This is a genomic window from Streptomyces pinistramenti, assembly GCF_020564935.1.
In the GTDB taxonomy this organism is placed as follows: Bacteria; Actinomycetota; Actinomycetes; order Streptomycetales; family Streptomycetaceae; genus Streptomyces; species Streptomyces pinistramenti.
In genome coordinates, this window is sequence record NZ_JAJCXB010000004.1 from 181,746 (window position 1) to 193,606 (window position 11,861).

The following is an 11,861-nucleotide window of genomic DNA, read 5'->3' on the forward strand; positions in this document are numbered from 1 at the left end:
CGGGGGAACGGGCCGCGGCCGGGCCCGGCGGTCGCCGTCCGCCTGACGTCCGCCCCCGGCGTCAGGCGCCCAGGCCGCGCAGGACGAGGTCGCGTACCGCTTCGAAGGCCGGGGCGATGTCGGGGCGGGACCACTCGGGCGCGTAGGCGGGGTCGTGGAAACGGCCGGTGGCGTCGAAGACGGCGCGGGCGGTGACGGCGGGGGACCGGGTGGCGAAGGCGCCCTGGGTCACACCGGCTTCGATGATGGCGGTGAGCTGGGATTCCAGGTCGGTGATGTGCCGGTCGACGACGCCGCCGCTCTCTCCTATCAGCGTCATGTACGTCGCGAAGAGTTCGGGGTCGTCGCCCGCCTTGTGGCGCTTGGCCTCGAACAGGGCGGTCAGCCAGCGGTCCAGGCGCTCCGGGGCCGGGCCCCCTTCCGTGACGATCTCCGACAACTGCTCGCTGGTGCGGTCCAGCCAGCGTGCCGTGACCGCCTCGCGCAGCGCCGCCTTCGTACGGAAGTGGCGGTAGACGCTGCCGTGGCTGACTCCCAGGGCGCGCGCGACATCGACGACCGTGGCCTTCGCCGGGCCGTAGCGGCGCAGCACGTCCTCGGTGGCTTCGAGGATGCGCTCGGGGGTCAGGGTCTCGGAGGACATGACGCGGGCCGGCCTTTCGGAGGGACGGGGCGGGGTGCGGACGCATCCGGCGGGTGTGCCCGTCCGGCACCCGCCGGATGAGGCGGACGCGCGGGCACACGCACGCCGGGTACATACGGGACCGTACCCGGCGCCTGCCCCGGGTACGTACGGGACCGTACCCGGCGGCCGCGGCGCGCGCCCCGGGGGTCACCGCTCGCTGTCCAGGTCCGCCATCGCCTCGCTGGGGTAGCGGTCGCCGGACGCCGCGCCGGCGGGGACCGCGGCCTCGATCGCGGCGAGGTCATCGGCGCCCCGCGCGAGGTCGGCGGCGCCCAGGGCCTCGGCCAGCCGGTCGCGGCGGCGGGCGCCGACCAGCGGCACGATGTCCTCGCCACGGGAGAGCACCCAGGCGATGGCGGTCTGGGCGACCGAGACACCCCGCTGCTCGGCGATCTTGCGCAGCGCATCCACCAGGTCGAGATTGTGATCGAGGTTCTCGCCCTGGAAGCGCGGGCTCATCCCGCGGAAGTCGTTCGCCGCGAGCTTGCGGTCGCGCTGCCAGTGCCCGCTGATCAGGCCGCGGGCGAGGACGCCGTACGCGGTGACGCCGATGCCCAGTTCACGGGCGGTGGGCAGGATGCTGTCCTCGACGCCGCGGGAGATGAGGGAGTACTCGATCTGGAGGTCGGAGATCGGGGCGACGGCCGCGGCCCTGCGCAGCGTGTCCGCGCCGACCTCGGACAGGCCGATGTGCCGGACGTGGCCGGCCTCGACCAGTTCGGCGATGGCGCCGACCGTCTCCTCGATCGGGACGTCCGCGTCGATCCGGGCGATCCGGTAGATGTCGATGTGGTCGACGCCCAGCCGCTGGAGGGAGTAGGCGGCGAAGTTCTTGACCGCGGCGGGGCGGCCGTCGTAGCCGTTGAAGGCGCCTTCGACGCTGCGCAGGGCGCCGAACTTGACGCTGGTCAGGGCCTTTTCGCGGGCGGCTGCCGGGGCGGTGCGCAGGGCTTCGCCGATGAGGAGTTCGTTGTGCCCCATGCCGTAGAAGTCGCCGGTGTCGAGCAGGGTGATGCCGGCGTCGAGGGCGGCGTGCAGGGTGGCGATGGACTCGGCGCGGTCGGCGTCGCCGTAGAGGGCGGACATGCCCATGCAGCCGAGGCCGAGGGCGGAGGTCCGGGGGCCTGTGGTGCCGAGGGTGCGGGTGCGCACGATGTGCTCCTTGACGAGAACGGGAAGGCGGCGTGCACCCAGCATGACATGACGACTGACAGATTTCAATATCTGTCAGTCGTCATGTGTGGGATGTGCGCCGGAACGGGCCGCGCGCCCCGCCCCGGCCCCGCTCAGCGCAGCGTGCGCGGCAGCCGGAAGCCCAGAACGGTGGTGCCCATGACGATCACCAGCTGGGTGAGCAGGGCCGCGAGCAGCGCGTCACGGATGCCGGCCGACGGCACCAGGGACAGGAAGAGCGTGCCGAGCGTGGCCACGCCCAGCGCCAGGCCGGACTGCTGCGTGGTCACCATGACGCCGCCGCCGCCCCGGCCTGCGCCACCGGCAGCTCACTCAGCACGATCCGCAGCAGCACCGGCAGCACCAGCCCCTGGCCCAGCCCGAGAACCGCCATGCTCGGGGCCAGCCCGGCCACCGAAATGTCGGGCCACCCACCGTGCACGGTCAGCGTCAGGGCGACCAGCCCGGCCGCCTGGATCACCGACCCGGCCAGCACCACCCGTCGGCCGAACCTCCCCACCAGCCGCGGCCCGGCGAGCGAGGCCAGGAAGAACGTGACGCACAGCGGCACCAGCGAAAGACCGGCGGCGAACGGCCCGTAGCGCAGGCCGTCCTGGAGGGCGACGGCCACCACGAACATGAAGCCGCCGAAGCCGACCGAGAACGGAACGATCATGGTGAGGCCGCTGCGCACGGACGGAATGCGGAGCAGGGACGGCGGGACGAGCGGGCTGCGCCCGGTACGTTCGGCACGGCGCTCGACGGTGACGAACGCGGCGGCGGAGAACGGAAACACGGCGAGCAGCACCCAGGACCACAGCGGCCAGCCGGCCGCCCGGCCCTCGGTCAGCGGCAGCAGCAGCGAGATCAGGGCGGCGGCCAGCAGCGCGGTGCCGGGACCGTCGACCCGTGCCGGGTGCGGCGAGCGGGTCTCGGGGACGGTGCGGAGGGCGAGCAGCCAGGCGGCGGCCGCGATCGGCACGTTCACCAGGAAGACCGCCCGCCAGCCGGTGCCCGCCAGATCGGCGGAGACCAGCAGCCCGCCGAGCACCTGGCCGACGGCGCTGGAGACCCCGGCGTGCCGCCGTACAGGCTGACGGCCCTGGCCCGGTGCGCGCCGCTCGTCGTGGCCTGGATGGTGGCCAGCACCTGCGGCAGCATCAGTGCGGCGGCCGCGCCCTGGGCGACCCGCGCGGCCACCAGCGTCCAGGCGTCCGGCGCCAGTCCGCAGGCCAGCGAGGTCACACCGAACGCGGCCAGGCCCCACAGGAACAGCCGCCTGCGGCCCGCCATGTCGCCGAGCCTGCCGCCCAGGACGAGCAGCATCGCGTACGCGACGCCGTAGCCCGCCACCACCATTTCCAGCATCGCCGGGCCCGCGGCCAGGTCGCGGTCGATGGTCGGCAGGGCGACGTTGACGATGAAGAAGTCGATCATCGGCAGGGCCGCGCCCAGGAGGACGGTCAGCAGGCCGACGGGGGTCAGGAGGGACGGTGCGGCGCCGGGCGCGGGCGCTGCGGAGGCGCCGCGGACGGCCGTCGGCGCCACGGTCTCGGGACCGGCGGAAACGGTGGTGGGTATTCGGGTATCGCTCACGGAGACGACGATCGTCGTCCGCTCAGCCTGGTACCAGAGTGTCTTTATCCTGGTACCACTGCCACCTGGTAACCGGCTGAGCCCTGTTGCACTCTGGACACATGACGGTGACCGTGTCCACCCCCCGGACCCAGACGCAGATCCAGGCCCCTCCCCCCGACCTGGCCAAGGCCGGTGCCGCGCCCCTCCGGCAGGCCGGGCCGCGCACCGACGCCGAGATCCGGCGGGCCGAGCTGGCGAGCTTCCTGCGCAGCCGCCGGGAGCGGATCACCCCGGAACAGGTCAGCCTGCCCCGTGGCAGGCGCCGCCGCACTCCGGGGCTGCGCCGCGAGGAGGTCGCGCAGCTCGCCGCCGTCGGCGTCACTTGGTACACGTGGCTGGAGCAGGCCAGGGACATCCACGTCTCGACGCAGGTGCTGGACGCCATCGCCAAGGGCCTGCTGCTCGACCGTGCCGAGCGCAGCCATCTGTTCGCGCTCGCCGGTGAGGCCGACCCGCAGCCCGGCAAGGAGTGCACGGGCGTGCCCGACGCGCTGCGGCAGGTGGTCGACCAGCTGTCGCCGTTCCCCGCCGTCATCCAGAACAGCAGGTTCGATCTCCTCGCGTACAACGCCACCTACGGGCGGCTGCTGTGCGACCTGGACGCGCTGCCGGAGGAGGACCGCAACTGCCTGTGGCTGGCGTTCACCAACGAGGAGTGGCGGGCCCGGCTCGTCGACCTGGACGCCACGGTGCGGACGATGGCGGCGAAGTTCCGGGCCGCGATGGCCGATCATGTCGCCGAACACGACTGGAAATCGCTGCTGGCGCGGCTGACCGACGCGTCACCGGAGTTCCGCGAGATCTGGGCCCGGCACGAAGTCGTCCGCCCGGTGAGCCGGACCAAGGTCTTCCGGCACCCGCAGGTGGGCGTCGTCCAGCTCGCCGTCACGTCGCTGTGGACGGGCCCCAACCGCGGCCCCAAGCTGCTCACGTACACGCCGGTCGACGACGCGTCCCGTGAGCGGCTGGAAGCCCTGGCCCGCCAGGAGTAGCACCGGCTGCCCGGCGTGCCCCGGGCGGCTTGCCGACGTCAGGCGCCGGTGGCCGCAGACGACTGCCCGCGGGCCGGCTCCTCGTGGAACAGGGCGGCGGTGTGCCGGGCGGTGGCGCGTGCCCAGCGGCCGGTGGTCAGCGCGCCGAGCAGGAGGACGGCGGTGCCGCAGCCGGTGAGGATCCACCAGGCGGGGCGGGCGGCCGCGACGAAGTCGGCGGCGGCTCCCGAGGGCACCGGGTGCACGGTGGTGTGCACGCCGCCCGCCAGCACCGCGCCGATCACCGCGACCCCCAGCGACTGCCCGACCTGCCTGCTGGTCGAGGCGACGGCCGCGGCGACCCCCGCCTGGGCGCGCGGCATCCCGGATACGGCGGTATTGGTGATCGGCGCGTTGACCAGGCCGAATCCGATGCCGAAGAGCACATAGCCGGTGAACAGCAGCGCGTTGTCCGCCTCCGCGTCGAACCCCGCGAACAGCAGCCCGCTGACGCCCATCGCGCTGCCCGCGAGCAGCAGCGGAAGCCGGGGGCCGCGGCTGCCGACCAGCCGCCCTGACAACGGGGCGAACAGCAGCGTCATGCCGGCCATCGGGAGCATGTAGAGCCCGGCCTCCAGGGCGGACAGGCCGCGGATGTTCTGGAGGTAGAGCGTGTTCATGAAGAGGAAGCCGCCGAGAGAGGCGAACGCGCAGACCGCGACGACGGTGGCGCCGCTGAACGGCGCGCTGTGGAAGAACCGCAGATCGATCAGCGGATCGCGGCGCCGCCGTTCGTAACCGATCAGCCCGGCCAGCGAGGCCAGCGTGACCACGGCGAGGGCGAGGATTTCGGGGGAGTGCCAGCCGGCGTCCGGCGCCTCGATGATCGCGTACGTGAGCGAGCCGAGCAGGGCGATGATCAGCAGCTGGCCGACCGGATCGACCCGGCGCGGCCTCGGGGCGCGGGATTCGGGGACGTAGCGCAGGGTCAGGAAGAGGGCCAGGGCGCCGATCGGGACGTTGATCCAGAAGATCGAGCGCCAGCCGACGGACTCCACCAGCAGACCGCCGATGACCGGCCCGGCCGCCATGCTGATGCCGACCACGCCGCCCCACACGCCGATCGCGCGGGCCCGCTCGCGGGGTTCGGTGAAGGTGTTGGTGATGATCGACATCGCGACGGGGTTGAGCATCGAGCCGCCGATCGCCTGCACCATCCGGAAGACCACCAGCCATTCCAGGCCGGGCGCCAGGCTGCACAGCAGCGACCCGAGAGAGAAGACGACCAGGCCGGTCAGGAAGACCCGGCGTCTGCCGAGCCGGTCGGCGGTCGAGCCGGACAGCATCAGCAAGGAGGCCAGGACGAGCGTGTACGCGTCGATGGTCCACTGCATGCCGGAGACCGAGGCGTGCAGGTCGTGCTGTACGGAGGGCAGGGCGACGTTGAGGATGGTGTTGTCGAGGCTGACGATCAGCAGGCTCATACAGCAGATGGCCAGCACGAGCAGGCGCCGCCGGTGACTGAGCTCGGGCATGGTTGAACGCTACAACGACCGGCGGCCGGTGGCTCTGCCGGGCCCGGTCGACGGATGCGGGACAATGGGAGGTCGCACGGCGGCCCGCCACGGCGCCGCGCCGCCATCCGTCCTCCGACCGCCGAAGGAATCCGCTGCCATGACCTTGCTCCAGATCGGACCGCACACGGTGCAGCCGCCGGTGGTGCTCGCACCGATGGCCGGGATCACCAACGCCCCGTTCCGGACGCTGTGCCGGGAGTTCTCGGGCGGCAAGGGCCTGTTCGTCAGCGAGATGATCACGACGCGGGCGCTGGTCGAGCGCAACGAGAAGACCATGCAGCTGATCCACTTCGACGCGACCGAGAAGCCGCGCTCGATCCAGCTGTACGGCGTCGACCCGGACACCGTCGGCAAGGCCGTCCGCATGATCGCCGAGGAGGACCTGGCCGACCACATCGACCTGAACTTCGGCTGCCCGGTCCCGAAGGTGACCCGCAAGGGCGGCGGCTCCGCGCTGCCGTACAAGCGGAATCTGCTGCGCGCGATCCTGCGGGACGCGGTGGCTAACGCGGGCGCGCTGCCGGTGACGATGAAGATGCGCAAGGGCATCGACGACGATCACCTCACCTACCTCGACGCCGGGCGGATCGCGGCGGAGGAAGGCATCACCGCCATCGCGCTGCACGGCCGGACGGCGGCCCAGCACTACAGCGGCACCGCCGACTGGGACGCCATCGCCCGCCTCAAGGAGCACGTCCCGGAGCTTCCGGTGCTGGGCAACGGCGACATCTGGTCGGCGGACGACGCGCTGCGGATGGTGCGCGAGACCGGCTGCGACGGCGTCGTCGTGGGGCGCGGCTGCCTGGGGCGGCCGTGGCTGTTCGGCGATCTGGTGGCCGCGTTCGAGGGCACCGGGACGTACACCGAGCCGACGTTCAAGGAGGTCGCGGCCGTGATGGTGCGGCACGCGACGCTGCTCGGCGAGTGGATCGGAGACGAGACGCGCGGCGTGATCGACTTCCGCAAGCACGTCGCCTGGTACACCAAGGGCTTCTCGATCGGCTCCGAGATGCGCCGGAGCCTGGCCGTCACCTCGTCGCTGGACGAGCTGGACGGCCTGCTCCAGCAGCTGGACCTCGACCAGCCCTGGCCGGCCGGCGCCGACGGTCCGCGCGGCCGCACCTCGGGCCGTGACCGCGTGGTCCTGCCCGACGGCTGGCTGGACGACCCGTACGACTGCACGGGCGTGGGCGCGGAAGCGGAGCTGGACACCTCCGGCGGCTGACGGCCCCGGGCGGCCCGCTGTCAGGGACGTCCCGCGGGCGGCACCTCCTCGCCCGTGGGGACCGGCCCCGGCGGGGTGCCGTCCCCGAACGGCGTGCCGCCCAGCTCCTCGCGGTGGTGCGGCGTGAGCCAGCCGTCGAGGTCAGGCCCGAGCGGCACGATGCCGGTCGGGTTCACGCCCGTGTGCACCCGGTAGTAGTGCTGCTTGATGTGGTGGAAATCGACCGTGTCACCAAAGCCGGGTGTCTGGTAGAGGTCCTTCACGTACGCCCACAGCACCGGGTCCTCGGCGAGCTTGAAGCGGTTGCACTTGAAGTGGCCGTGGTAGACGGCGTCGAACCGCACCAGAGTGGTGAACAGCCGGATGTCGGCCTCCGTGACGGAACGGCCCACCAGGTAGCGCTGTTCCGACAGCCGCTCGGACAACGCTTCCAGGCGCGCGAACAGGGCCGCGCACGCCTCGTCGTACTCGCGCTGCCCGGTGGCGAACCCGGCCTTGTACACGCCGTTGTTGACGTCGCGGTAGACCGCCTCCATGACCTCGTCGATCTCCGCGCGCAGCGGCTCCGGGTACAGGTCGGGGGCGCCGGGCCGGTGCAGCGCCGTCCACTCGGTGGCCAGGTCCAGGGTGATCTGCTGGAAGTCGTTGGTGACCAGCTGCCCGCTGGGCACGTCCACGATCGCCGGCACGCTGACACCGCCCGGGTAGCCGGATTCGCGCGCGTCGTACGCCTCGCTGAGGTACCGGATGCCGAGGACCGGGTCGCGCCCGCCCGGGTCCAGGGTGAAGCGCCAGCTGCGCTCGTCCTGGATCGGGTCGGCGATGCCGAGCGAGAGGGCGTCCTCCAGGCCGAGCAGCCGGCGGGAGACCAGCACCCGGCTCGCCCACGGGCAGGCCCGGCTGGCCAGCAGCCGGTAGCGGCCGGCCTCGACCGGCCAGCCGTCCCTGCCGTCGGCCGTGATGCGGTCGGCGAAGTGGCTCCGGGACCGGTGGAACGGCTTCTGCCCGTACGTCGCGTTGCCGAACTCTCCGGCGGAGCCGCCTTGTTCACGGTCCTCGCCGGCTGCGGCGGTGGGGCGGGCGTCGCCCGGGTGGCTGTCGGTGGGGCCGGTCAACGTTGGCTCCTTGCCGTGTGCGGCGCTCGGTGTGCTGTCCTCACCAGCCTGCCCGCCGGGTGGGGTGCCATCCCCGCGCGCTCGGCCGACCGGCCGCAGCGCCGTGCCGGCTGTGGCCCGGAAGGCGGAGCCGACGGCCGTCGGCTCCGCGGAACTATGACCGGATCCCGCCGTCCGGCTCCCCCGGGCCGAGGGGAGGCCCGGATCGAGACGGGAAGGGCTGCTGCTGCGTGCCACTCGCGGCGCCCCCTGTCGCTCGAATGAGTGGCTCGGGCCTCGCTAGAGCGCGTGATTCTCGCCACCCTTGATAGGGGGTCCGCTCAGATGAGCACTACAGGGAGGGCTCCATCTCTCCAACGATGGCACTGGGTGCCATGGATTCACTGTTCGATAGATCGACGGAAGTTGCACTCTCCGTAGCTGATCTGCATGCATCCCGTTGCACAGCGAATTGATGCATTCAGGTAGTGAATTTACGCCCCAACGACGGGAAACTTTCGATCTGGTGGCGGACGGCGGGTTACACGCGTATGTCGACCAAGTGGACGTACCCAGACGCCTTCGATCTGGGTATGTTCCTCGCCGTCAGGGCAGCCGTCCGCGAGGAGTCCAGTCCCGTGTCGGAAACACAGAATCCCCACGTAAACCAGCCTGCGTCCGCGAAGTTCGTCTACGACTTCACCGAAGGCAACAAGGACCTGAAGGACCTCCTCGGTGGCAAGGGCGCCAACCTCGCCGAGATGACCAACCTGGGGCTCCCCGTCCCGCCCGGCTTCACCATCACCACCGAAGCCTGCAAGGTGTACCTCGACAGCGGCGAGGAGCCCGCGGCACTGCGTGCCGAGGTGTCGGAGCACCTTGATGCCCTTGAGCGGCAGATGGGCAAGAAGCTCGGCCAGGCGGACAACCCCCTGCTCGTATCGGTGCGTTCAGGGGCGAAGTTCTCCATGCCCGGCATGATGGACACCGTCCTCAACATCGGACTCTCCGATGCGTCGGTTTCCGGCCTCGCCGCACAGGCCGGCGACGAGCGGTTCGCGTGGGACTCCTACCGCCGCCTCATCCAGATGTTCGGCAAGACCGTGCTGGACGTCGATGGTGACCTCTTCGAGGAGGCGCTGGAGGAGGCCAAGAAGGACAAGGGCGTCACCGTCGACGTCGACCTGGACGCCGCCGACCTCAAGGCGCTGGTCGACCGGTTCAAGGCCATCGTCGCCGAGGAGACGGGGCGCGACTTCCCGCAGGAGCCGCGCGAGCAGATGGACCTCGCGGTCCGCGCGGTCTTCGACTCCTGGAACACCGACCGCGCCAAGCTCTACCGCCGCCAGGAGCGCATCCCCGGCGACCTCGGCACCGCGGTCAACGTCTGTTCCATGGTCTTCGGCAACCTCGGCCCCGACTCCGGCACCGGCGTCGCCTTCACCCGCGACCCGGCCAGCGGCCAGCAGGGCGTCTACGGCGACTACCTGCAGAACGCGCAGGGCGAGGACGTCGTCGCCGGTATCCGCAACACCGTGCCGCTGGCCGACCTGGAGGGCATCGACAAGACCTCCTACGACCAGCTGATGCAGATCATGGAAACGCTCGAAACGCACTACAAGGACCTGTGCGACATCGAGTTCACCATCGAACGCGGCAAGCTGTGGATGCTCCAGACCCGGGTCGGCAAGCGCACCGCGGGCGCCGCCTTCCGCATCGCCACCCAGCTCGTCGACCAGGGCCTGATCGACGAGGCCGAGGCCCTCCAGCGGGTCAACGGCGCGCAGCTCGCCCAGCTGATGTTCCCGCGCTTCGACATCGACGCGAAGTCCGAGACCATCGGCCGCGGCATCGCCGCATCGCCCGGCGCCGCCGTCGGCAAGGCCGTCTTCGACTCGTACACCGCCGTCAAGTGGTCCCGCTCGGGCGAGAAGGTCATCCTCATCCGCCGCGAGACCAACCCCGACGACCTCAACGGCATGATCGCCGCCGAGGGCATCCTCACCTCCCGCGGCGGCAAGACCTCGCACGCCGCCGTCGTCGCCCGCGGCATGGGCAAGACCTGCGTCTGCGGCGCCGAGGAGCTGGAGGTCGACACCAAGACCCGCCGGATGACGACCAAGGGCGGCGTCGTCATCGAGGAGGGCGACGTCGTCTCGATCGACGGCTCGTCGGGCAAGGTCTACATCGGCGAGGTGCCGGTCGTGCCGTCGCCCGTCGTCGAGTACTTCGAGGGCCGGATGCACGCCGGTGCCGACGACGCCGACGAGCTGGTCAAGGCCGTTCACCGGATCATGGCGTACGCGGACCGGGTGCGCCGGCTGCGGGTGCGTGCCAACGCCGACAACGCCGAGGACGCCGCCCGCGCCCGCCGGTTCGGCGCCCAGGGCATCGGCCTGTGCCGCACCGAGCACATGTTCCTCGGTGAGCGCCGCGAGATGGTCGAGCGCCTCGTCCTGGCCGACACCGATGCCGACCGGGAGGCCGCGCTCCACGAGCTGCTGCCGCTCCAGAAGGCCGACTTCATCGAGCTGTTCGAGTCGATGGACGGGCTGCCGGTGACCGTACGGCTGCTGGACCCGCCGCTGCACGAGTTCCTGCCCGACATCACCGAGCTGTCGGTCCGGGTCGCGCTCGCCGAGGCCCGCAAGGACGCCAACGAGAACGACCTGCGCCTCCTCCAGGCAGTGCACAAGCTGCACGAGCAGAACCCGATGCTGGGTCTGCGCGGTGTGCGCCTCGGTCTGGTCATCCCCGGCCTGTTCGCCATGCAGGTGCGGGCCATCGCCGAGGCCGCGGCCGAGCGGAAGAACGCCAAGGGCGACCCGCGTGCGGAGGTCATGATTCCGCTGGTAGGTACCGTCCAGGAGCTGGAGATCGTCCGCGACGAGGCCGAGCAGGTCATCGCCGAGGTCGAAAAGGCCCGCGGAGTCAGCCTCAAGCTCACCCTCGGCACCATGATCGAGCTGCCCCGCGCCGCCCTGACGGCGGGCCAGATCGCCGAGTCCGCCGACTTCTTCTCCTTCGGCACCAACGACCTCACGCAGACCGTCTGGGGCTTCTCCCGCGACGACGTCGAGGCCAGCTTCTTCACCGCCTACCTGGAGAAGGGCATCTTCGGCGTCAGCCCGTTCGAGACCATCGACAAGGACGGCGTGGGCAAGCTCGTACGGGACGCCGCAGCGGCCGGCCGGGCCACCCGTCCCGACCTCAAGCTCGGCGTCTGCGGCGAGCACGGCGGCGACCCGGAGTCGGTGCACTTCTTCCACGAAGTGGGCCTGGACTACGTCTCCTGCTCGCCGTTCCGCATCCCCGTCGCCCGCCTGGAAGCGGGCCGCGCGGCCGCCGAGTCGAAGGGGAGCGACAGCCGCTGAACCGACGGGTACCGCGGGCGCCCGGCGCGTGCGGTACCCGGGATGCGACCACCGGACCGGCGGCCTGGCCCCCAGACCCTCAGCCTCGCGGCCGGCTCCGGCACCACAACGAGGGCGGCACCTG

Annotated in this window: 7 protein-coding genes and 1 pseudogene; 3 read left to right on the forward strand and 5 right to left on the reverse strand. The window is 71.6% G+C overall.

Annotation, left to right across the window (positions count from 1 at the left end; all coding sequences use genetic code 11):
• Nucleotides 1–61 precede the first annotated feature (61 nt).
• The 3 genes and pseudogenes from LIU39_RS05215 to LIU39_RS05225 form a co-directional block, all read right to left on the reverse strand.
• Complete coding sequence (locus LIU39_RS05215; protein WP_227045103.1) at nucleotides 62–643, reverse strand: TetR/AcrR family transcriptional regulator; 582 nt, start codon at nucleotides 641–643, stop codon at nucleotides 62–64.
• 189 nt (nucleotides 644–832) lie between these two features.
• Nucleotides 833–1,837 carry an aldo/keto reductase gene (locus LIU39_RS05220; protein ID WP_227045105.1) on the reverse strand — a complete coding sequence of 335 codons (1,005 nt, stop codon included), beginning with the start codon at nucleotides 1,835–1,837 and terminating at the stop codon, nucleotides 833–835.
• Between the two features lie 134 nt (nucleotides 1,838–1,971).
• Nucleotides 1,972–3,454 (reverse strand): annotated as a pseudogene (locus LIU39_RS05225) (MFS transporter).
• A gap of 101 nt (nucleotides 3,455–3,555) precedes the next feature.
• Here LIU39_RS05225 and LIU39_RS05230 point away from each other — a divergent pair.
• The gene (locus tag LIU39_RS05230; protein WP_227045106.1) at nucleotides 3,556–4,488 is read left to right on the forward strand and encodes a helix-turn-helix transcriptional regulator; all 933 of its coding nucleotides are present in this window, start codon (nucleotides 3,556–3,558) and stop codon (nucleotides 4,486–4,488) included.
• A 38-nt stretch (nucleotides 4,489–4,526) separates the two neighbouring features.
• Here LIU39_RS05230 and LIU39_RS05235 read toward each other — a convergent pair whose 3' ends face one another.
• Nucleotides 4,527–6,002, reverse strand: coding sequence for an MFS transporter (locus tag LIU39_RS05235; RefSeq protein ID WP_227045108.1), 1,476 nt, complete (start codon nucleotides 6,000–6,002; stop codon nucleotides 4,527–4,529).
• 139 nt (nucleotides 6,003–6,141) lie between these two features.
• Here LIU39_RS05235 and dusB point away from each other — a divergent pair, with 139 nt between their 5' ends.
• Complete coding sequence (gene dusB / locus LIU39_RS05240) at nucleotides 6,142–7,269, forward strand: tRNA dihydrouridine synthase DusB (protein ID WP_227045111.1); 1,128 nt, start codon at nucleotides 6,142–6,144, stop codon at nucleotides 7,267–7,269.
• 20 nt (nucleotides 7,270–7,289) lie between these two features.
• Here the strand turns inward: dusB and LIU39_RS05245 are convergent, their stop codons facing one another.
• On the reverse strand, nucleotides 7,290–8,384 hold the full coding sequence (locus LIU39_RS05245; RefSeq protein WP_227045115.1) for a glutathione S-transferase family protein: 1,095 nt from the start codon (nucleotides 8,382–8,384) through the stop codon (nucleotides 7,290–7,292).
• Nucleotides 8,385–8,956: 572 nt separating this feature from the next.
• Between LIU39_RS05245 and ppdK the strand changes: the two genes are divergently transcribed.
• Entirely contained in the window at nucleotides 8,957–11,737 is a 2,781-nt protein-coding gene (gene ppdK, locus LIU39_RS05250) for a pyruvate, phosphate dikinase (protein WP_372463810.1), read from the forward strand.
• Nucleotides 11,738–11,861: the final 124 nt, after the last annotated feature.

Bases quoted from the DNA above. Each gene is read 5' to 3' on its own strand.
- LIU39_RS05215 (WP_227045103.1), bottom strand. From the start codon at position 643: ATGTCCTCCGAGACCCTGACCCCCGAGCGCATCCTCGAAGCCACCGAG.
- LIU39_RS05235 (WP_227045108.1), bottom strand. From the start codon at position 6,002: ATGCCCGAGCTCAGTCACCGGCGGCGCCTGCTCGTGCTGGCCATCTGC.
- LIU39_RS05230 (WP_227045106.1), top strand. From the start codon at position 3,556: ATGACGGTGACCGTGTCCACCCCCCGGACCCAGACGCAGATCCAGGCC.
- ppdK (WP_372463810.1), top strand. From the start codon at position 8,957: ATGTTCCTCGCCGTCAGGGCAGCCGTCCGCGAGGAGTCCAGTCCCGTG.
- dusB (WP_227045111.1), top strand. From the start codon at position 6,142: ATGACCTTGCTCCAGATCGGACCGCACACGGTGCAGCCGCCGGTGGTG.